Origin of the sequence: Chenggangzhangella methanolivorans (genome assembly GCF_042648545.1) — a bacterium.
Taxonomy (GTDB): Bacteria; Pseudomonadota; Alphaproteobacteria; order Rhizobiales; family Methylopilaceae; genus Methylopila; species Methylopila methanolivorans.
Map to the genome: position 1 here is coordinate 84,301 of NZ_JBHRXS010000005.1, position 19,867 is coordinate 104,167.

Here is a 19,867-nt window from a genome sequence, read left to right on the forward strand (position 1 = left end):
ACGCCCGGCGACGGGGGGTCAGAACCGGAAATTCGCCATGGCGCTGGTCATCTTTATGGTCCGCGCCGGCCCTGTGTCTTGGACGAAAGACCCGGGGACGAAGACGCCGACCGAGGCCGACAAGGTGAGCTCGGCGCTCGCCCGCCACGCCACGGCGAACTCCGCCTGCTTGCCGATGAAGCGCGCGTCGCTGTCGCGGCCGCTGCGCACCAGCGTTCCGGGTATCGCATAGACCCCGTCATTGACGTTCTGGCGCCAGTAGGCCGCGCCCCGCAGCGACGCCGCGACTTGCGTGTGGGGATGGACCGTGACGGAGGGCTGCAGGTGGATCAGGTTCCGGGGTCCGACCGGCGACTGCGAGGCGAAGTACTTGCCGCGGGGAAACAACGGATTGAGCGTGCCGAGCCTGGAGTCGTCCGGGTCGTCGTCGCCCGAGACGACGTCGACCGTGAGCGCGAGTTCAGGCTCGAGCAGCGTCTCGCGAAACCGGCGGCCGACCTCGCCGCCGACGCCCCACGCCGCCACCCGTCCGCCCGCGAAGGAGCCGCGCTGAACCGCGCCTTCGAAATTCCAGTAATAGGCGCCCGCGTCGCCAAAGAGCCTGCCGCCGAAAGTGTGGATCAGCTGCCGGCCGGCCCCCTGGTCGAAGACCGCCTCGCGGTCGCGGAAGCCGAGATAGTAGACGTCGAAACCCGTTGCCCGGTCCGGCGTCAGCCACCGCGTGACGTAGAGGCCCCAGACCTTCTTCTGGCGCGACCTGCGGTCGTCGAAATCGCCCCGCAATGTGTCGACCGGCTGAAGATGGAGCGCCGTCACTTGGGCTGTCTCGCCCGTCAGCGTCGCGTCGCCGCCCTCGAAGGACTGAAGGACGTTCGGACCGTAGCGCGTGTCGATGAAGCGCCCCGCGCCGAGCGACACCAGCTTGCGCCCCGCGGACAGCCGAAGCGAGGCGCGGTCCGCCACCGCGATCTCGCCTCCGACGAAGGCCTGCAGCATGTCGGCTCCGGTCGTGTCGACCGGGGTCCACTGGTGATCGGAGCCGGAAATCGACGAGAGGATCGGCTGGGCGAAGACCCGGACCGGGCCGGCGTGGAGGTCGGCGTAGGGCATCAGCCGACTCCAGACGTAAGCATCGTCCGGCGCCGAGCCCCAGAAGGAGCCCTCGTAGCCCTCGAGACGCATGCGGGTCTCGACGCCTGTCGTCAGATAGAGCGAGTCGTCGGCGTTCAGGGGAATGTATTTGAATGGCTCGGTCCAGTGGCCCGTCCGCCGGTCCGGATCGGCGAGGTAGGACCAGTCCTCGCCGTGCCGCTCGATGGTAAGCGTCGGCGCGCGTTCGATGTCGGTGGAGATCTCTGCGTGCGAGGCGACGGGGGCCGCGCCGAAGAGCGCCGCCGACAAGGCGACGCTCCATTTGCGGCTGAAAGACCCCGCCATCCCCGCCCGGATCAGCGCGTCGCGTGCGACGGAACCGGCGTGTTGAGAAGCTGCGTCTCCCAGAGGTAGGCGATGCCGCTCGCCCCGGCGTGGGCCTTCATCACCTCGATCAGCGCAGGGAGCTTCTCTGTCCGCGCCCAGTCGCGCTGCCATTCCGCGGAGACGGCGAGCCACGTCATCATGTTGACGCCCGCCGCGATCATGCGCTGGACGGCGACCTGGTGCGCCTCGACCGACACGCCGCCGGAAGCGTCGGTGACGACGGTGGTGTCCCAGCCTTCGCCGGCCGCCTGGATCGCGGGCATCGCGACGCAGATCTCCGTCCAGAGGCCTGCGATGATCAGCTGCTTGCGGCCCGTCGCCTTGACGGCGTCGACCACGACCTGGTCCTCCCAGGTGTTGATGAAGGTGCGGTCGATCACCTCCTGGCCCGGGAACACGTCGGTGACCTGCGGAAAGATCTTGCCGCCCTGGGCCGCGATGACGCTCGTCAGGATGACGGGCACGTCGAACGCCTTCGCGGCCTTCGCCAGCGCCGCCGTGTTGTTGATCACCATCTGCGGATCGTGGCTGTTCAGGTTCGCGAGCTGATAAGGCTGGTGATCGATCAGGACGACGACAGAATCTTCCGGACGAAGAAGCGAAGAAAGTCCGTTGCGAAATGTCACGAGTGCGCCCTTTTCCTGATTTGACTGGGATCGATGGCCGAGACGACTGCGCCGGGTGCGGCATCGCCTTGACCGTCACCCTGTCAGTTCCAGTTTCGATGCGGTAGCGCTGTCTCGCGACGAACTGTGTTGCGCAACGGGGAACGCCAAAGTGGACATCGAAGAGCTGAGGACGTTCGTCGAAGTCGCGGACGCCGGGGGCGTGACGACCGCGGCGCGGCGGCTCGGCGTCTCGAAATCGATCGTCAGCCGACGCCTCGCCCGGCTCGAGGAGGACCTCGGCGTTCAACTGCTCGCGAGGACTACCCGCGGAGCGGCGTTGACCGAGGCGGGGGCGATGTTCCGCGATCACGCCGCCAGGGTCTGCGCGGAGATCGATCTCGCGAAGGAGACGATCCTGCCGGAAGGCGAGCTGCGCGGCCGGCTAAGGATCTCGGCGCCGCTCTCCTTTGGCCCGACGCATTTCGCCCCGGCGCTCGCGGCCATGGCGCTGCGGCATCCGCAGCTCCACGTCGCCACGTCCTACACCGACCGCTTCGTCGACCTGATCGGGGAAGGCTTCGATTGCGCCATCCGCGTCGGCTACCTGCAGGACTCCAACCTCGTGGCGCGGCGCGTCGGGCCGATGTTCGGAAAGTTCGTCGCGAGCCCGGCCTATATCGCGGCCCACGGATCGCCCGAGACGCCGGAGGAGCTCGTCGCCCATGAGGCGCTGATGCAGGGGACCGAGCCCTGGAACGTGACGGACGGCGACGCCGTCGTCGCGGTCCAGCCGCGGGGGCGTTTCAAGGCGGACAATGGCCTCGCCCTCCTCGAGGCGGCGGTGGCGGGGCTCGGGGTCGCCGCGCTTCCCGACTGCCTCACCGACGAACATGTGACGTCGGGCGCGCTCGTGCCGGTCATGACGCGCCACCCGCCGCCGGCAGCGGGCGTCTATGTCGTCCGCCCGCCCGGCCTGCATCCGGCGCGGAAGGTGCGGGTGTTGACCGAGCTGCTGATCGAGATGTTCGGGGAGCCGCCATATCTCGCCGCGCCCGTCCGATGACTCTGGCGAACAAGACGCTCCGGTGAGCGTCTCGTTCGGGATCATCGAGGGGCGCGCCCAGGTCCGCGACGCTTGCGAGCCGCCCCGAGGCCGGCGTCACGCCGGCGCGACTGTGTCTTGGACGTCAAAACTGTGAGGCTCTGAAGGAACAAATCTCCGGTTTCAACCGCCGCGTTGAGCATCCGGAAGTCGAAACCAAGACGTCCCGCCGCGGCGAGGCGCCGGGCGATGCAACGGAGATCCAAATGACCTGCTTCACGACCATCGGCGCCGCCGCCGTCATCTCGCTCGCCGCCGCCACCGGCGCCATGGCGCAGTCCGCGACCACGCTCGGCTACGGCGCAAGCGTGGATTCAGCCAGCAACGTCCGCGCCGGCTCGTCCTCGGCCCAGTCGATCAAGAGCGACGGCGAGGTCATGCCGGTGGAGTTGCGGCGCGATCTCGACGTCGGCATCGGCGGCGATTTCGAGAACCGCTCCCTCGACTCCAACGCCCGCCAGAGCTGGACCGGCAACAACAACGACGGCTGACGGGTCGCGTCGCCTTCGCTGCCCTCGACGCGCCTTCGACAGGGCGGCGGACCGATCGTCGGATCCGCCGCCTATCGTCCGAGACGTCGGGGTTCGAGCGAGCGTCTTGCGCCCTCCGCTTCAGGGCGCGGACGAAGGGGGCCGTCCGATCCCGATCGCTCAATATCCGCGGCGACGGTCGAGCCCTTCGGGCGCGACGCCGGTCATCCGGTATGTCGCGACAGCGACTGCGACCACCGCGGACGCCGACGACATGTCGGTCGGCGCTGCGACGTGCGGAAGGATCGTCACGCCGGGATGGCTCCAGAACGGATGCCCGGCCGGCGGAGGCTCTGTTCGGAACACGTCGAGCACGGCGTGGCGCAAGCGGCCCGAGTTGAGCGCGTCGACGAGATCGCTCTCCGCGACGTGCCCGCCGCGACCGAAATTCACGACGCAGGCGCCCCCGGCCAGCGCCTCGAACGTCTTCGCGCAGAGCACGCCCTCGGTCTCGGGCGTCAGGGGCAGGAGATTGACGAGGATCTCCGCGCCCCGGACGGCCTGCAGGAAACCGTCGGCCCCGGCGAATGTCCGCACGCCCTCGATCGTCGCGCCCGAGCGGCTCCAGCCCCGAACGTCGAAGCCGACAGCCTTGAGCAGGGCGGCGGAGGCGCGCCCCATCTCGCCGAGCCCGAGGATCGTGACGGCGCGGTCGCGCGCGAACCGGAACGGGCGCGCGGACCAGAGTCCGGCGCGTTGCTGCGCGCCATAGACGTCGAACTCGCGATGCAGGCCCAGCACGGCCGCGGCGACCGTTTCGGCCATGGCCTGCGCCATCGTGGGGTCGACGAGGCGCAGGACGGGCACATCCGGAACGGTTGGATCCTTCAGCAGCCCGTCGACGCCGGCCCAGAGGCTGTGGACCCATTTCAGCGCCGGGAGGCCGCGCAGGCCGCCGGGCGGCGGGTTGGCCACGATCGCGATCTCGACGGCCGGCCGATCCGGGTCCGTCTCGACGACCTCGTCGGGCATCGCCGACCGGAGGGCGTGGAGCCACGCGGCCTCATCGTCGGCCGACAGCGACGTGAGCAGAAGGACCGGCGACGACGCCATCCCGGGCGCTAGGCCGGCGTCCGGTCGGACGCGATCACGACCAGCACTTCGGCCTGCTCGTCGCCGAGGCTGCGCACCTCGTGGCGCTCTTCGCCGGAAAAATAGAGGCAGTCGCCCTTGTCCAGCTCGAGTTCCTCGCCGCCGAGCTTCACGGCGATCCGTCCGGAGACCACGAACAGCATCTCTTCGCCGCCATGCGCCCAGCGCGGGCCCCCGATCGCGCCCGGCGACGACGTGGGGCGCATGATGAAAGGCTCCATCATCTTGGCGGCGCGGCCCGGCGCGAGCGGCGTCAGCCCGAAGGCGCGCTTGGGCGCGCGCTGATCGCGCGCCCGCTGCAGCGTGTATCGGACGTTCGGCACCGCGTTGAGGTCGAACAGCTGGGCGATGTTGACCTCGAGCGCGCCCGCGACGCGGATCAGCGCGGTGATCGAGGGCGTCTTCAGGCCCCGCTCGACGAGCGAGAGATAGCCGCGGGTGAGATCGCTGAGGCTTGCGAGCCGGTCGAGGGTGAGCCCCCGCTCCTGACGCAGCGCGCGCAGATTGGGGCCAAGGCGATCGCCCTTCGCCGTATCGAGCACTGCGTCCTCCGTTCGCCCAGATCAGCCGACGCGGCGCGACAGGCGGTTCCGACCGTCATGGCCGATGAGCGTCGGTTTGGCGACTCGCGGCTGACGGGGCGCGAAAACATTCCGATGGCCGTTCGGCGTGAGTTTAATGTTGGAAATCATAAAGCCGGCAGCCGCGAGGTGCAAATATTTCAGGCGCCGAAATCGGGCGTTTCGCCAAGAATGAAGCCAAACACAGCACGCCTGGCGCTTTCGCCGCATGTGGCGCCTAACGGGTGAGCGGTCGCGAGCCCTGCCACAAAAATCGGCTTTTGATTTCTGTGAGTAAACATGTTTCGATCCTTGGGCGGCCGGCGATGGCGGGTCGCGGATCCAAGGAAAAGCAGCATGGCGCGCTTGTTCTCTTCCTGCGGCGGCCCCGTTCCGGTCCCGGCCGCCATGACCGCAACGGCTCCATCAAGCAGGCTTCATGCCGCGCGAGCCTTCCCCGCTGGCCGGAGGTCTCTCCCGTGATCCGGCGCATCGGGAGCGGACCGCGCCTGTCCGCCGCGACGGTCCATGGCGGTCTCGTCTACGTTTCCGGTCAGGCGCCTGACGATCTCGGCGTCGGCGTCGTCGAGCAGGCGGCCCAGGTGCTCGCCAAGATCGACGCGATCCTCGCCGAGGCCGGAACCGACAAAAGCCGCATCCTGAGCGCGATGGTCTGGCTTCCCGCGATCGGCGACTTCGCAGCCTTCAACACGGTCTGGGACGCTTGGGCGCCCGCGGGCGCAGCGCCCGCCCGCGCCTGCGTCGAAAGCCGTCTCGCCGATCCCGCGATCCGGGTCGAGATCGGCTGCGTCGCGGCGCTGCCGGACGCCTGATCCCTCAATCCGCGCCGCATGCGCGACTTCGACCTCCCGGCCGCATGGCCGGGCGGCGCCGGCCCCGTGCGGCCTCGCGCGGACCGGAGCCTGAAGCAGTCCGAACGACGTCTCCACACCCACAGCGGGGGTTCACGATGACAATTGCGGTGGAAGTCTCCGATGCGGCCGCGGTCCCTGCGGGCGAAAAAATGCCGGACGCGGAACGGCGCAAGATCGTCTGGTCGAGCGTCATCGGCACGACCGTCGAATGGTACGACTTCCTGATCTACGGGACGGCGGCCGCGCTCGTCTTCAACAAGCTGTTCTTCCCGAGCTTCGACCCGATGGTCGGCACGATCGCGGCCTTCGGCTCCTACGCCGTGGGCTTCGCCGCGCGCCCGCTCGGCGGCGTCATCTTCGGCCATTTCGGCGACAAGCTCGGCCGCAAGGCCATGCTGTCTCTGACGCTTCTGATCATGGGCGTCGGCACCTTCCTGATCGGCTGTCTGCCGACCTACGACCAGATCGGCGTCTGGGCTCCGATCCTGCTCGTCGTGCTGCGCCTCGTGCAGGGGCTGGGCATCGGCGGCGAATGGGGCGGCGCGGTGCTGATGGTGGTGGAGAGCGTGCCGGACAGGAAGCGCGGCTTCTACGGCGCGCTGGTCCAGCTCGGCTACCCGCTCGGCGTCATCGCCTCGATCGGCGCGTTCCGGATGACGGGGCTCATGTCGGAGGCCGACTTCCTCGCCTGGGGCTGGCGCATCCCGTTCCTCGCCAGCGCCCTGCTGGTGGTCGTCGGCCTCTTCATCCGCCTGCGCCTGCACGAGACGCCCGCGTTCAAGAAGGTGAAGGAGCAGAACGTCGTGGCCAAGATGCCGGTCGTCGAGATCCTGACCCAGCACACGCGGACCTTCGCAACGGCGGTCGGCCTCAAGGTCTCGGAGATCGCCTATGTCAGCATCGTCACGGTGTTCTCGATCTCCTACGTGACCGCCAAGCTCGGCCTGCCGCGCAGCGTGATCCTGAACGGCATCCTGATCGCCGCGATCATCGAGCTCTTCACGCTGCCGCTGTTCGGCATGCTCGCCGACCGCTACGGGCGGCGCGCGATGTTTATCCTCGCCTGCCTGTTCTCGATCGGCTTCGCGTTCCCGATGTTCAGCCTGCTGAACACGGGCGATCCGACGACGATCACCATCACGGTCGCGGTCGCGCTGAGCCTCGGTCAGGGCGTCATGTTCGCGATCGGCGCCGCCTGGATGTCGGAACTCTTCGACGCCCGGCTGCGCTACACCGGGGCCTCGCTCGGCTTCCAGGTGGGCGCGGCGCTGAGCGGGGGCTTCACCCCGATGATCGCGGCCGCGCTGCTGGCCTGGAGCGGAGCCACCTGGCCGATCTCGGTCTACCTGATCGTCCTCGCGCTGATCACGCTGACCGCGACGCTGGCCGCGCCCGAGACCGCCGGCAAGAAGATCGACTGAGGCGCGGAACGCGCCGGACGAACGCGGCGTCCGGAGCTTGCTCCGGGCGCCGCATGGCCTTTCGGTTCGAAGCGGCGACGTGACGGCCGCCAGGGAGACGACCCATGAGAGACGACGAACGACGTCAGGACGGCCTCGGCGAAGCAATGGCCGAGAAGCCGGGCCCGAAGATGGTCGAGGCCTTCGAGCATGCGCAGGGCTCGGCCGCCCGCAACGTTCCGGGCGGCGCGACCGGCTTCCGGGGCGTGCTGCTCAACATTCATGTCGCGCCCGCCGCAAGCTACGAGATGGAGGAGCTCGAGGAGGCGCAGTGCGTCGCGGGCCGCGGCATCGTGGGCGACCGCTATTATCTTGGGACCGGCACCTATTCGCCCAAGCCCGACGCGCGCGAGGTCACGCTGATCGAGCAGGAGGCTCTCGACGCGCTCTCGCGCAACGATCCGCCGCTGCAGGGCGGCTCCATCGCGCTCGCGCCCGGCGATCACCGGCGCAACCTGACCGTCCGCGGCGTGCCGCTCAACCATCTGGTCGGCCGTCGGTTCCGGGTCGGCGAGGTGATCATGAGGGGAGGGCGTCTCAACTTCCCCTGCAAGTATCTCGAGGAGCTGCTGGGACTTCCGGTCTATCTGCCGCTCTACAACCGCTCCGGCCTCAACGCCGGGATCGAGCGCGGCGGCGTGATCCGGCCTGGCGACGAGATCGAACTGCTGGACGACGCCTGACGCCATGACCGCCCGCATCATCATGAAGCTCCGGGTCGCTGCCGCACGGCTTGCGACCGCGGACGTCCTGCATCTGACGCTCGTCCACCCGAGCCGCCCCCAATTGCCGGCCTGGGAGCCGGGCGCGCATGTCGACCTGAGGTTGCCCGACGGAAAGATCCGGCAATATTCGCTCTGCGGCGACCCGCAGGATCTTCGAACCTACGAGATCGCGATCAAGCGCGAGGACGCGGGCCGCGGCGCCTCGCGCTGGGCGCATGAGGCGCTGGTCGAGGGCGCGATCGCCCATGTCTCCGCGCCGCGCAACAACTTCCCGATCCGCGACGCCTCCCGCCACCTCTTCGTGCTCGGCGGCATCGGCGTGACGCCCGGTCTCGCCATGGCGCGGCGGCTCAGGGCCGATGGAGCCGAAATCGCGGTCCATTTCTGCGCTCGGACGGCCGCCGAGGCCCCGCTGCTCACCGAACTGTCCGAGGCCTGCGGCGACCGGCTGTCGACATGGTTCTCGGGCGAGGGCGCCCGCTTCGATGCGGCGTCGGTCGGGCCCTATTCGCAAGGGGCTGCCCTCTATGTCTGCGGCCCGCATCGGCTTTACGAGGCCGTGCGCGACGCGGCGCTGGCGCTTGGCTGGCCCGAGACCGCGATCCACGCCGAGGCGTTCCAGGCGCCGGTCGACGAGAACTTCAAGCCGGAGCCGTTCGACGCGACGCTCGCCTCCTCGGGCGCGACGCTGCACGTGCCGGCCGACCGTTCCCTGCTCGACGTGCTGCGCGAGCACGGCAAGATCATGCCGTCCTCCTGCGAGCTCGGCGTCTGCGGCTCCTGCGTCTGCGGCTATACGGAGGGCGTGGTGATCCACCGCGACGCCGTCATCTCGACAGCCGACCGGCAGGACAGGATCGCGCCCTGCGTGTCGCGCGCGCGGGTCTCCGTCACGCTCGACCTTTGAGGATTGAACGCGACGCCCGGCGCGCGCTCATCGCGCCGGGCGCCCGTCTCGTCTGGTCCGCCGTCAGACCCCGTTGCGCCGCAGGAAGTCGCGGATCTTCGCCGCGATCTCGCCCGCATGGGTCTCGAGCGCGAAGTGGCCGGCGTCGAGCAGGTGGACTTCCGCCTTCGGGAGGTCGCGCCTGTAGGCTTCGGCGCCGGGCGGGATGAAGAAGGCGTCGTTCTTGCCCCACACCGCCAGAAGCGGCGGCTGATGCTTGCGGAAGTAAGCCTGGAACGCGGGATAGAGCTCGACATTGCTCCGGTAGCTCAGGATCAGGTCGAGCTGGATCTCCTGCGCCTCCGGGCGGCGCATGTAGTGCATGTCGAGCGTCATGCCGTCGGGCGAGACGCGGCCCTCCGGCGCGCCGTGGCTCCACTGGAAGCGGATCGCCTCGTCGGTCAGCGCCGCGCGGCAGGCCTCGCGGTTCTCTGGCGTCGGGTCGCGCCAGTAACGCTGCCAGGGCTCCCATTCCTTGCTGAGGCCTTCCGTATAGGCGTTGCCGTTCTGGCTGATGATCGCGGTCACGCGCTCGGGATGGGCCATCGCCAGCCGGAAGCCGGTCGGCGCGCCGTAGTCGAACACGTAGAGCGCGTAGCGGGTGAGCCCCATGGCCTCGACGAAGCCCTCCGTCACCTCGGCGAGCTTGTCGAAGCTGTAGGCGAAGGACGCGCGCGGCGGCGCGACCGTGTTGCCGAAGCCGGCGAGGTCCGGGGCGATGACGCGGTATTTGTCGGCGAGCAACGGCATCAGGTCGCGGAACATGTGGCCGGCCGTCGGAAAGCCGTGCAGCAGCAGGAGAACGGGCGCGTCGGCGCGGCCGGCCTCGCGATAGAACACCGTCACGTCTCCGACCTGTTTGGTCCCGAAGCGCAACGCTGCGTCGTCACCTCCGGGCGCCGAAGCCGCGTCGGCGCTCGCCGTCTTCTGCGCGGCCGCGGCTCCGGAGAGCGCGATGCCTGCAAGACCCAGTCCGGCGATCACGGACCGCCGCTCGAAACCTTTTCTGCTCGTCGTCATGGCGTCGCCTCTCGCTTTGCCTGTGTGTGTCGACGAGAAGCTATGCGTTTCGGAAAATCGTATAAGACGCCATCATCGCACTCTGTCATTTCAGGATCTGCAATCATGGACAGGCTCGACGCGATGGCGATGTTCGTCTCGACCGTGGACGAGGGATCGCTCGCGGCGGCCGCCCGCAAGCTCGCGCTGTCGCCCGCCAAGGTCACGCGCGCCCTGCAGATGCTGGAAGAGCGGCTCGGCGAGAGGCTCATCCACCGCAACGCCCGCCGCCTGCGCCTGACGGAGGCCGGCGAGCGTCGGCTCCCCGTCTACCGGAGCGTGCTGGCGGAGCTCGAAGCCGCCGACGCCGGGGCCGGCGAGACGGTCGACGGACGGATCGGCGTGACGGCCCCCGAGCTGTTCGGCCGCCTGCACGTCATGCCCGTGATCGAAAGCTTTCTGGCCGCCCACCCGGCCGCCCGCGCCCGCGCTTTGCTGCTCAACCGGATGGTCGATCTGGTGGAGGAGGGGCTGGACGTGGCGGTGCGGCTCGCGCCGTTGCCGGACTCGGGGATCGTCGCGACGCGGCTCGGCGAGGTCCGCAAGCTCGTCTGCGCCTCGCCGGATTATGTCGCGCAGGCGGGCGCGCCGGCGACGCCGCATGATCTTACGTGCCACGCCTGCATCGGCGAGCAGGAGGGCGACGCCGGCGCGCTCTGGCGCTTCGTCGACCCGGCTGCGCGCCGGGCCAAGCGCTTCTCCGTGCCGATCACGCCGCGCCTCGCGCTGAACTCCGCCGGGGCGGCGATCGACGCCGCGGTGCGCGGGCGCGGCGTCTGCAGCGCATTGTCCTATCAGGTGGCCGGACATGTCGCGGCCGGCCGGCTCATGACCCTGCTCGACGCGTTCGAGCCCGAGCCGACGCCTGTAAGCCTGGTGTTCCACCCCGTGCCGCGCCGCAACGTGACGCTGCGGGCCTTCATCGATCACGCGACGCCGAGGCTGCGCGAGGATCTGGCGAACGTTTCGCGACGGATCGGCGGCCGGCCGGCCGAAGCAGACGTCGGCCTCGCTCCGGGGTGAGGCGTCGAGACCGGCGACGCGGCGCGCCTAAAGCCTCGAGCCGCCGCTGGCCTCGATCGCACGCGCCGTATCGGCGTTCTCTCGGACCGTGGCGTTCATGTCCGTGCGCGACGGCGTCGGCGGTCATCCCGCGACGTCCGAGTTCGCTCGCGGGCGCATGGATATTTTCTGAATCGATGATTTCGTTGGTAGCGGAGGAGGGCCTCGAACCCCCGACACGCGGATTATGATTCCGCTTGTCGGCCGGATTGAAACCCTCTCGAGGCCTCGATGAGGATCGCCAAAACTGCCATTTCCTTAGCAATTCGAAGCTATAAATCCTCTTCCGTCGCCAGGCTCCGAGCGCCCGCTCAGCCGGCCGCCGCGCGTTCGAAACTGCCCCAAACTGCCCAATCGGGTCAACGGCCCTTCAATGGCGAAGAACCTCACTCAATCCCTCATCGACAAGGCGCTGCGCGACGCCAGGCGTGACGGCAAACGCATCGAGCTGTCGGACGGAGCCGTGCGCGGCCTGGTCCTTCGCGTGGGGGCCGGAGGAGCGAACTGGAGCTGGCGCTACACGCTCGACGGCAAGTTCGACCGCATCGGTTTCGGCGACCTCGACGAGTGGCCGCTCGAGGACGCGCGCGATGTCGTGCGGGCCGCCAAGCGCTTTGCGAAAGCCAACCGCGCGGCTCCAACGCAAGCCTGGTGGGACGAGCAGCGGCGCGCCATGGGGAAGGTCGCGGCCGCCCATCCGCAAGCCGAGCAGCCCGGCCGCATGACGTTTGCTGAAGGTCGCGAAGCCTATCTGGCCGAGGTCGCCCGAACCCGCCGGCCCGACACCCTGCGCGCCACCCGCTCGCTCCTGAACCACCCCTTGTTGGCGTCCCTGGAACAGCGGGCGGTCGCCGACATCGGCCGGCGTGATCTCGCAGTCATCGTGGCCGAGGCCCATTCGGCCGGCACCGAAGGCCGCGCCGAGCATCTCGCGGGCGCGCTCCGGACACTGTGGAGTTTCCTGCAGTCTGACGCCAACGCCGAACGTTCGCAGGTGGAAGCGGGCGTGATGAGCAGATTGAAGGCTCCCGAGAGATCGAGGCCAAACGAAGATCGACCCACGCGCCAGCCGCATGTTCCCGCCATGACGGAACTCGGCCGGATTCTCGCTATCGCCCGGTCTGGCGCAATGCGTGAAGAGCATGGGCTGGCCCTCGAATTGCTGGTGATGACCGCGCAACGTCGTCGACCGATCGCGACAGCGCGGCTCACCGAGTTCTCGGCGTTGCCAGGCCACGGGGGCCTCTGGCGAATTCCCGCGTCGCATCGGAAAACCGCGGAACGCCGGAAGGACTACACGGATCACGTCATTCCGATCCCAGCCAAAACCTGGCGCCGCGTCGCCGAGCAGATTGAGCGGTCAAGCGCTGCTGGGTCGATCTATCTCCTCCCGGCGGCACGGGTCCGCAGAAGACAGTCTCGAGATGAAAGCGAGGTCGTCGGCCACATGGCGGCTGACACCCTGACGCACAAGCTGATGCATCTTCCCGGCGTCAAAGCTACTCCTCATGCGCTCAGACGCGGCTTCGCCACCCACGGGGAGAGGATGCTCGGGAACAGTCGTGAGGCTACCCGCATAATCCTTGATCATAACGAAGGCGAGGAAACGCACGATGTAACCCGCGCGAGTTATGCCCTGCACGACGGGACGCATCTGAAATGGTCCGTCGTGAAGAAGTGGTGCAGCGCAATCGAGCGCGCCTGCGCTGAAGCATTGTCTTCGCAGCAGGACCTCAAGGACCCGACCGCATTGGCCAACGCCATTGCTGAAGCGGAGCAGGCCTACCGACAGGCGGAGAAGGGCTCACGGGCCAAGCCGGCGAGAGGCCAACCGACTACGTGAGGCGCGTGGGTCTCGAAGTGACTTCCCTTCGACACGCGAGTGCAGAGGTCAGGGTGCAGAGTTAAATTTTAGTTATAATTACAATGATTTCGTAGTCGAAATACATGGCTGCATTTCGATTGATATCTGTCTAATCGGAGGTACGCGTACATCATAACTTCTATGGCGGTATAGAAGCCATTCATTGGCGATCCGGTATGTTGATTGAGATTCAACATATATCACAACACTACCGAAATAATCTCTAATCGCGAGAGCGAGAACCAATTCGTTAACGAGCTTGCGCCTTGTTACTTCATCGCGCGAGTAGTCACTAAACACACGTATAAAAATTTTATTTTTCGTTTGGTCGTCGTATAGGCAATAATCTGCTGACGGCGCGTCTTCTGAAGGCACAATACGAATATATCGATCATCAGGATACTTCTGATTGATATCTTCAACTAAAAGCTCTGTGGTGACACTCGGTGCCAATCGGTCTGGAAGATCGATTGATTGCGGGTCTCTAGCTTTTTGTTCGAGTGAACGGACCGCCCTGACTGACAATTTATCGGTGACTACACGCTCGGCGACCGCCTTTGCTCCCGCTACATCATAGCTCGCCCATTTTTTTATATCTTCAACGGTGTTAAGCGCCATTTTTGTCAGGTCGACCTGATGACGATCCTGAAACTCACGAGCGAAATTCAACGCTAGGATCGCTCGCGTCAAAGTCTGTGAGGAGATATTATGAACTCGCGCCTCTTCTTTAATAGCGCGCTCACGCATGCCTCGTGCCGCGTCTTTTACTTTCGGCTCTGCCTTTGATGCCGCCTCGAACCAGCGCTGACCCATAACCGTCGCTTAAGCCCAAAAATCGCCAATGTAAGTATTAGATAGATTTAATTGCCAAAAGTCAAATGATGCTCAGTGGCGCGTCGCCACGCCCTGTAGCCCCGCATCGCGATCGGCAGCTACGTCGATTGGCCTAGAGTTTGGCGACGTCCAGATTGTTTCATCTTAAATTTTGCCTGATATATCTAAGAGTTATGTGGGATGTCACTTGCGACTGGGTTTTCCAGTAAACAGCGCGCTCTTTACCAGGTTTCGCAGTCGCAAGCGACACAGTCTGGCGCTAGAACCATTCGGAAATCGCTAAGCATTTCGATTATAACGATGGCTAAATGATCTGATGTGCCATTGAGTTTTGTCTTCGAATCGATCTTTTGACGGCCTATCCTATGTTAATCATTAGTTCTGAGTTGGCGGTCTGCCGATCTATACTATTGTGACAAGAGGCGCGCCCCTCGCGTTGTCGCATTTGCGTTCTAATAATTAACACGCGGGCCGATAGATGTGATTAAACAAATATCTATAGCAATCAAATATTAGCTCTCAAAATCTGCTATTGAATGTTGCCTAGCATCGCGATCACTTGTATACAGTCGCTGTCGATGTCGCTCCGCGAACTCGCCTCGAGCACTTAGTGTGCTGCCGCATTGCCGGCCGAGGGTCGCATGACCGATGAAGCCACCTCTGCAACGCCTATGCCTTCATCTTCAGTCGACGCTGACAAGGAACGCGTGCTTCCGACTCCCCAGCCAAGCGACAGTCCTTCTTTTTCGCCGAACGCTCGCGATCTCGTCGAGGCGCTATCGCGCTGGATAGTGCTGGGCCGCACCCGAACCGCCCAGGTTGACGACACCACGGGTGTCTAATATGTTTAGACAGATGGCGCGGCCTTGCTTGCCGCTTGAGAGCCCACATCGAGACGGACAAATGTTCATCGAATCAGCGAGCCTGGAGCGAGATGAGCAGAGGATCATGCCCCCTCTCGTGCTCCCTGTTACGCTCAGGACACTCCCGGGTTTCGTTGAGCGCACAAAGCGATCAGTGCTAATCGCAGAGCACTACGGTCGGACCTCTACTGACGAGCAAGATAGCGGGCCTACTCAGGAGGCAGCATGTCGCGCCGCTGCTGCCGAACATCGTTGGCAGTCTGGAGATTTTCACTACGATCACGGGCTGTCTGGGGTTCTTCCGATGGAAGAGCGACCCAAGTTGGAGCGCTTATACAACCGCGCACTTGCTGGCGAATTTGACGTACTTACTATTGCGACTCCTTGCCGTTTTGCTAGGTCACTTACCTCCTGGATAAATGCCTGGGCAGCCTTTCGACTGCGTGGTGTAAAGCTATACGATTGCTCCTCAAGAAAATTTATTGACGATCCCATCTCTGCAGCGCTTGCCGCAGGTGTTGCTGCGCAGGATTACGAGTCTACGGCTAACAAACTCTATCTTGGAATGCTTAAAGCTGCGAACGATGGATACAATCTTGGGGGCATTCCGTACGGTTTTACTATCGGAAGAGAGCGTGGTACGATAAGGGAAGATCCCATAAATGGGCCACGAGTAGTAACAATACTTGGCTGGTTGGCTGCCGGAGTTTCGCCTCAGATTATAAAATACTTGGTTGAGGCCAAAGGCTGGGAGTCTCCGCGCGGTTTCGACGGCTGGTGGGAGTCCACTATTGTTTATATAGCAACCAACCCAGCATATATCGGCATGATACGCTGGAGGGCGACAACAACAGTAGATAAGGTCCGGCTTCGAAATCCAGATGATCAAATAATATACGTGCGAGGGCTTCACGAAGCTCTCGTCACAGATGACATATTTTACGCTGCTGCGGCGCGAGTGGCCGGAACATCAAAATCGATTGATCGATCAGCCTACTTCCTTGAGAAGAAGGTGAAATGCCCAACCTGCGACGGATTCATGGGTAAAGCGAAGCATAATTTCGATTGCAATCATAAAGGAGATAATCGCATACGAAGCACTCTTCCGCGCTATGTACTGATTGAAGCAGTATTATCCATCATAAAAGACCTTATCCCGAAACTACAGCCCGATGGCGCGTTTATTGAAAGTACGCAAGCAAATCAGCGCGCCCGCCAAGCTGAAATTGACGCTAGAAAATCTGACATACGGACGCGCATAAAACGTATTGATGATGAAATATCTGAAATAATTGATCTCAAAATTACAAAGCGAATCTCTAATGAGCATTTCAATGATAAACACGAGCCCCGCGTTACTAGGAAAAACGAATTATATGCAATACTGACAGGGATCAAGGATGTCGAGATAACTCCGGTAGAGACGCAATACACGTCTGTAGGTGCGTTTGCGAAAGCGTTAGAGGAGTTCGGGAGGCGAGATCCAAATGCCAAGGACAACGAAGAAAGTGCACTTCTCGTTGCGAAAATGAACAGTATTATTCATGAGGTGCGATACAGGAGAAGAAATGAACGAGATTCGATTGACGTCCAAGTAGACATTAATATTTCCCGTTACTAGGAATGCCGGATGATCGGCCAGCTCAGTTTGAAAGGACGGTATTCTATGGAACGAACCCGCGCGCAACACAAATGTTTAGAGATGAAATAGTGCGGAGACTTGATGCCGGGGAAATTGGTCTAACAGATGACCAGCATCTCCACGTCCTCACTGCCTTGAGCGACATTCCATCAGCATCCGGCCGTCATTGGTTCGAAAATAAACGGACAGTTGAAGCGATAGTAGCTATTCATGCAAATTGGTTTTTTGGTAATAATGTGATGGAATACGCGCCAATTTATGCTACAACGTTTGCAGTGCTTAGGCAGAAAGGCTATGTGAATCGTGTTATTCGCTCTCTCGAGAGTGTTGGATTCGATTTTGTCGCAGTTAAAAAATTGGCAGGTGAGCTTCCAGGAAAGAGCGGATACCGTCGAGTTGGTATTGCCCATACGACAGATATTGAACCGGATTTGTGTAATCCGTCGTCTAAGCGAGAGATCAATCGTTTGAAGCGAAGGGAAGGAATTCGACGTGCTCGAAACCGCAAACTGGGGCCGATAGTGCTCGAAATTATCAAGCGTGAGTCACAGGATGTTGTTGATATTAGTAAACTTGAACCATATCTTGAGGATTCGTCTTTGAAGAAGAGCTTATAGTGGAAAGCGACATGTCGAGGGCGCGCTGGTCGCTCGCTCTTCGCTCCTTCAGAGGCGCTAAGTGGCGTTTCCGACCCCGGGACTGAAGCCATTGCACGAGTGCTCGAAGTTTTCGTCTCGAGATGACAAGCGCTTCTGACCCATGGCTGCCCTCCGGAGGGTCCGCTTTCTGACGCTCCATAATCGTGGAAGTTGCTACGTTTTGGCTGCGTTACTTCGAGGATCTAGGGCCGCCTCGATCGCTTGATCGACATGCTCGAGCCAAACGAACTCGAGCCGATCTCGGGCCTCCTTCGGGATGTCGTCATAGTCACGACGGTTCCTCGCCGGCAGCATGACGCGCGTCAGGCCAGCCGCCGCAGCAGCCACGACCTTCTCCTTGATGCCGCCGACAGGAAGCACAAGCCCACGCAACGAGATCTCACCAGTCATCGCAGTGTCGCTACGCACGGTGCGGTTCGTCATCAGTGACGCGAGAGACGTATACATGGCTACACCCGCACTCGGCCCATCCTTGGGCGTGGCGCCGGCTGGCACGTGGACGTGGATGTCGCTCTTGTCGAAGGCGGATGCATCAACGCCAAGCGAAGCCGCCTTGCTCTTCACGAGGCTGAGCGCCGCCTGGGCGCTTTCCCGCATCACGTCGCCAAGATGGCCGGTTAGGATGAAGCCGCCCCGGCCCGGATTGCGCGCCGCCTCGATGAAGAGGATGTCGCCGCCGACCGGCGTCCAGGCAAGTCCCGTTGCGACACCTGGCACGCTGGTGCGCATGGCGATCTCGTTCTCGAAGCGTGACGGCCCAAGGATGGCTTCGAGATCATCGACGCCGATCCGGACGTGGGTCTCGCTGCCGTCTGCGATTCTGACCGCGCCGTTGCGCAGCACACGACCGATCTCGCGCTCGAGGCTGCGCACGCCTGCCTCACGCGTGTAGTCGCGGATGATCGCCCGAAGCGCTTCTGTGTCGATCGCAGCCTGGTCAGCCGTCAGGCCGTTCGCCTCCAGCTGGCGGCGAGCCAGATAGCGCTCGGCGATCTGTAGCTTCTCGCCCTCGGTGTAGCCTGCGAGGCTGATGATCTCCATGCGGTCGCGCAGCGGGCCCGGGATCGTATCGAGCATGTTGGCGGTTGCGATGAAGACGACGCGCGACAGGTCGAACGGCACGCCGAGATAGTTGTCCCGGAACGTCCCGTTCTGCTCGGGGTCGAGCACTTCCAGCATCGCGGCCGAAGGGTCGCCCTGGATGCCGCGACCCATCTTGTCGATCTCGTCGAGCATCATCACCGCCCCGCGCGAGCCGGCCTTGCGGATGCCCTGGATGATGTTGCCAGGCAGCGCGCCGACATAGGTCCGCCGATGGCCGCGGATCTCTGCCTCGTCATGGACGCCGCCGAGGCTGACGCGCACAAAGGGGCGGCCCATGGCGCGCGCGATCGACTGGCCGAGCGAGGTCTTGCCGACGCCCGGAGGGCCGGCGAAGCACAGGATCGGGGCCTTCCCGTTCGGCGCGAGCTTGCGGACCGCCAGATATTCGACGATGCGGCTCTTGATCTTCTCGAGGCCGAAATGGTCCTCGTCGAGGATGCGGCGCGCCTCGGCGATGTCGATGTCGCCTGCGTCCGGCTCCTTCCACGACAGCTCGATCAGCCAATCGAGATAGGTGCGGATCATGCCGGCCTCGCCGGCGGCCTCAGGCATGCGCTCGTAACGGCGCAGTTCCTTGCGGGCTTGGTCCTCGACTTCCCTAGGCATGCCGGCGGCGGTGATCGCCTCGCTGAGCTCCGCGACTTCCTGGGCCTTGCCTTCGCCTTCGCCGAGCTCGCGCTGGATCGCGGCCATCTGCTCGCGTAGCACCGCCTCGCGCTGCCGCTCGTCGAAGGTCGCTTTGGTCTGCCGGCCAATCTCCTGGCTGATCTTAAGCACCTCGGCGCGCTCGGCGAGAAGGCGTGACACCCTCTCCATCCGTTCGACGAGGTCGACGGTCTCAAGGATCTCCTGCTTCTGTTCGGGCGAGACGTCCATATAGGCGGCGGTCATGTCGGCGAGCACGGCCGCCGACGGGGCCGACTGGATCGCCTGGACGAGCTCCTGCGGAACTTGCGGCAGCAAATTCAGCGCCTCGACAGCCTGCTGGCGCAGGTTGAGGAAGCGCGCCTCGATCTCGGGCGAGCGAGCGCTTGGCTCCGGGATCTGCAGCACCCGCGCGAAAGGGAACGGCGTGCCAGGGAAGAAGTCGAGCAACCGCATCCGTTGCGCGCCCTGCAAGACGACGTGGTGAGAGCCGTCCTGAGCGGTGACGTAGCGGACGATATTGGCGACCGTGCCGACGCCGTAGAGGTCGGCGGCGCCAGGTTCCACGACCTCTGGGTCCTTCTGCAGGACCACCGCGATCTGGCGTTCCTCGCGGACCGCTTGCTGGATCGCCGCGATGCTCCGAGGACGCGCGATCGAGAACGGCGCGATAAGGTTAGGGAACAGCACCGAGCCACGCACCGGCAGGATGATCATGCCGTCAGAAGGCAGCGCCGGCGCGGAGCGATCCTCAGCTG

19 protein-coding genes are annotated in these 19,867 nt (G+C 64.2%); 11 read left to right on the forward strand and 8 right to left on the reverse strand.

All coding sequences use genetic code 11. The features are described from left to right. Positions 1 to 18: 18 nt before the first annotated feature. Positions 19 to 1,401 (reverse strand): alginate export family protein, encoded by a 1,383-nt coding sequence (locus tag ACFOWB_RS09690; RefSeq protein WP_378147001.1) that lies wholly within the window; start codon positions 1,399 to 1,401, stop codon positions 19 to 21. 47 nt (positions 1,402 to 1,448) lie between these two features. Next, positions 1,449 to 2,105, reverse strand: coding sequence for a hydrolase (locus tag ACFOWB_RS09695; protein ID WP_261405122.1), 657 nt, complete (start codon positions 2,103 to 2,105; stop codon positions 1,449 to 1,451). A 151-nt stretch (positions 2,106 to 2,256) separates the two neighbouring features. Here ACFOWB_RS09695 and ACFOWB_RS09700 point away from each other — a divergent pair, with 151 nt between their 5' ends. Both ACFOWB_RS09700 and ACFOWB_RS09705 read left to right on the forward strand, forming a co-directional pair. Next, entirely contained in the window at positions 2,257 to 3,150 is an 894-nt protein-coding gene (locus ACFOWB_RS09700; protein ID WP_378147004.1) for a LysR family transcriptional regulator, read from the forward strand. A gap of 245 nt (positions 3,151 to 3,395) precedes the next feature. Beyond that, the gene (locus ACFOWB_RS09705; protein ID WP_261405121.1) at positions 3,396 to 3,680 is read left to right on the forward strand and encodes a hypothetical protein; all 285 of its coding nucleotides are present in this window, start codon (positions 3,396 to 3,398) and stop codon (positions 3,678 to 3,680) included. Positions 3,681 to 3,839: 159 nt separating this feature from the next. On the opposite strand, the gene ACFOWB_RS09710 is transcribed toward ACFOWB_RS09705, so the two are convergent. From ACFOWB_RS09710 to ACFOWB_RS09720, 3 genes are all read right to left on the reverse strand, one after another. Continuing rightward, positions 3,840 to 4,772: a 2-hydroxyacid dehydrogenase gene (locus ACFOWB_RS09710; protein ID WP_378147006.1), complete on the reverse strand. Its 933-nt coding sequence runs from the start codon at positions 4,770 to 4,772 to the stop codon at positions 3,840 to 3,842. A gap of 8 nt (positions 4,773 to 4,780) precedes the next feature. Then, complete coding sequence (locus tag ACFOWB_RS09715; protein WP_378147009.1) at positions 4,781 to 5,353, reverse strand: helix-turn-helix domain-containing protein; 573 nt, start codon at positions 5,351 to 5,353, stop codon at positions 4,781 to 4,783. 179 nt (positions 5,354 to 5,532) lie between these two features. Next, on the reverse strand, positions 5,533 to 5,781 hold the full coding sequence (locus tag ACFOWB_RS09720) for a hypothetical protein (RefSeq protein ID WP_378147011.1): 249 nt from the start codon (positions 5,779 to 5,781) through the stop codon (positions 5,533 to 5,535). Positions 5,782 to 5,850: 69 nt separating this feature from the next. Between ACFOWB_RS09720 and ACFOWB_RS09725 the strand changes: the two genes are divergently transcribed. From ACFOWB_RS09725 to ACFOWB_RS09740, 4 genes are all read left to right on the forward strand, one after another. After that, positions 5,851 to 6,204 (forward strand): RidA family protein, encoded by a 354-nt coding sequence (locus tag ACFOWB_RS09725; RefSeq protein ID WP_261405708.1) that lies wholly within the window; start codon positions 5,851 to 5,853, stop codon positions 6,202 to 6,204. Positions 6,205 to 6,395: 191 nt separating this feature from the next. Beyond that, positions 6,396 to 7,667 (forward strand): MFS transporter, encoded by a 1,272-nt coding sequence (locus tag ACFOWB_RS09730; RefSeq protein ID WP_378147315.1) that lies wholly within the window; start codon positions 6,396 to 6,398, stop codon positions 7,665 to 7,667. 146 nt (positions 7,668 to 7,813) lie between these two features. Continuing rightward, complete coding sequence (locus tag ACFOWB_RS09735; protein WP_378147317.1) at positions 7,814 to 8,389, forward strand: MOSC domain-containing protein; 576 nt, start codon at positions 7,814 to 7,816, stop codon at positions 8,387 to 8,389. A 4-nt stretch (positions 8,390 to 8,393) separates the two neighbouring features. Further along, positions 8,394 to 9,338 carry a PDR/VanB family oxidoreductase gene (locus tag ACFOWB_RS09740; protein WP_378147013.1) on the forward strand — a complete coding sequence of 315 codons (945 nt, stop codon included), beginning with the start codon at positions 8,394 to 8,396 and terminating at the stop codon, positions 9,336 to 9,338. A 63-nt stretch (positions 9,339 to 9,401) separates the two neighbouring features. Here the strand turns inward: ACFOWB_RS09740 and ACFOWB_RS09745 are convergent, their stop codons facing one another. After that, complete coding sequence (locus tag ACFOWB_RS09745; RefSeq protein WP_261405117.1) at positions 9,402 to 10,397, reverse strand: alpha/beta fold hydrolase; 996 nt, start codon at positions 10,395 to 10,397, stop codon at positions 9,402 to 9,404. A 105-nt stretch (positions 10,398 to 10,502) separates the two neighbouring features. Here ACFOWB_RS09745 and ACFOWB_RS09750 point away from each other — a divergent pair, with 105 nt between their 5' ends. Continuing rightward, entirely contained in the window at positions 10,503 to 11,459 is a 957-nt protein-coding gene (locus ACFOWB_RS09750; RefSeq protein ID WP_261405116.1) for a LysR family transcriptional regulator, read from the forward strand. Between the two features lie 412 nt (positions 11,460 to 11,871). Then, positions 11,872 to 13,341 carry a tyrosine-type recombinase/integrase gene (locus ACFOWB_RS09755; protein WP_261405115.1) on the forward strand — a complete coding sequence of 490 codons (1,470 nt, stop codon included), beginning with the start codon at positions 11,872 to 11,874 and terminating at the stop codon, positions 13,339 to 13,341. A 78-nt stretch (positions 13,342 to 13,419) separates the two neighbouring features. Here the strand turns inward: ACFOWB_RS09755 and ACFOWB_RS09760 are convergent, their stop codons facing one another. Beyond that, a complete protein-coding gene (locus ACFOWB_RS09760; protein WP_261405114.1) occupies positions 13,420 to 14,175 on the reverse strand; it encodes a hypothetical protein in 756 nt (251 codons plus the stop codon). Positions 14,176 to 14,837: 662 nt separating this feature from the next. On the opposite strand from ACFOWB_RS09760, the gene ACFOWB_RS09765 reads away from it, so the two are divergent. The 3 genes from ACFOWB_RS09765 (at position 14,838) to ACFOWB_RS09775 (ending at position 17,318) form a co-directional block, all read left to right on the forward strand. Further along, the gene (locus tag ACFOWB_RS09765) at positions 14,838 to 15,038 is read left to right on the forward strand and encodes a hypothetical protein (RefSeq protein WP_378147017.1); all 201 of its coding nucleotides are present in this window, start codon (positions 14,838 to 14,840) and stop codon (positions 15,036 to 15,038) included. A 106-nt stretch (positions 15,039 to 15,144) separates the two neighbouring features. Beyond that, entirely contained in the window at positions 15,145 to 16,680 is a 1,536-nt protein-coding gene (locus ACFOWB_RS09770; protein WP_261405707.1) for a recombinase family protein, read from the forward strand. A 2-nt stretch (positions 16,681 to 16,682) separates the two neighbouring features. After that, positions 16,683 to 17,318 (forward strand): hypothetical protein, encoded by a 636-nt coding sequence (locus ACFOWB_RS09775; protein ID WP_261405113.1) that lies wholly within the window; start codon positions 16,683 to 16,685, stop codon positions 17,316 to 17,318. Between the two features lie 195 nt (positions 17,319 to 17,513). On the opposite strand, the gene lon is transcribed toward ACFOWB_RS09775, so the two are convergent. Beyond that, positions 17,514 to 19,826: an endopeptidase La gene (gene lon / locus ACFOWB_RS09780; protein ID WP_261405706.1), complete on the reverse strand. Its 2,313-nt coding sequence runs from the start codon at positions 19,824 to 19,826 to the stop codon at positions 17,514 to 17,516. Between the last annotated feature and the right edge of the window lie 41 nt (positions 19,827 to 19,867).

Coding starts and splice junctions, on each gene's coding strand:
- ACFOWB_RS09705 (WP_261405121.1), top strand. CDS start 3,396: ATGACCTGCTTCACGACCATCGGCGCCGCCGCCGTCATCTCGCTCGCC.
- ACFOWB_RS09710 (WP_378147006.1), bottom strand. CDS start 4,772: ATGGCGTCGTCGCCGGTCCTTCTGCTCACGTCGCTGTCGGCCGACGAT.
- ACFOWB_RS09720 (WP_378147011.1), bottom strand. CDS start 5,781: ATGGCGGCCGGGACCGGAACGGGGCCGCCGCAGGAAGAGAACAAGCGC.
- ACFOWB_RS09730 (WP_378147315.1), top strand. CDS start 6,396: ATGCCGGACGCGGAACGGCGCAAGATCGTCTGGTCGAGCGTCATCGGC.
- ACFOWB_RS09735 (WP_378147317.1), top strand. CDS start 7,814: ATGGCCGAGAAGCCGGGCCCGAAGATGGTCGAGGCCTTCGAGCATGCG.
- ACFOWB_RS09740 (WP_378147013.1), top strand. CDS start 8,394: ATGACCGCCCGCATCATCATGAAGCTCCGGGTCGCTGCCGCACGGCTT.
- ACFOWB_RS09745 (WP_261405117.1), bottom strand. CDS start 10,397: ATGACGACGAGCAGAAAAGGTTTCGAGCGGCGGTCCGTGATCGCCGGA.
- ACFOWB_RS09750 (WP_261405116.1), top strand. CDS start 10,503: ATGGACAGGCTCGACGCGATGGCGATGTTCGTCTCGACCGTGGACGAG.
- ACFOWB_RS09755 (WP_261405115.1), top strand. CDS start 11,872: ATGGCGAAGAACCTCACTCAATCCCTCATCGACAAGGCGCTGCGCGAC.
- ACFOWB_RS09760 (WP_261405114.1), bottom strand. CDS start 14,175: ATGGGTCAGCGCTGGTTCGAGGCGGCATCAAAGGCAGAGCCGAAAGTA.
- ACFOWB_RS09765 (WP_378147017.1), top strand. CDS start 14,838: ATGACCGATGAAGCCACCTCTGCAACGCCTATGCCTTCATCTTCAGTC.
- ACFOWB_RS09770 (WP_261405707.1), top strand. CDS start 15,145: ATGCCCCCTCTCGTGCTCCCTGTTACGCTCAGGACACTCCCGGGTTTC.
- ACFOWB_RS09775 (WP_261405113.1), top strand. CDS start 16,683: ATGCCGGATGATCGGCCAGCTCAGTTTGAAAGGACGGTATTCTATGGA.
- lon (WP_261405706.1), bottom strand. CDS start 19,826: ATGATCATCCTGCCGGTGCGTGGCTCGGTGCTGTTCCCTAACCTTATC.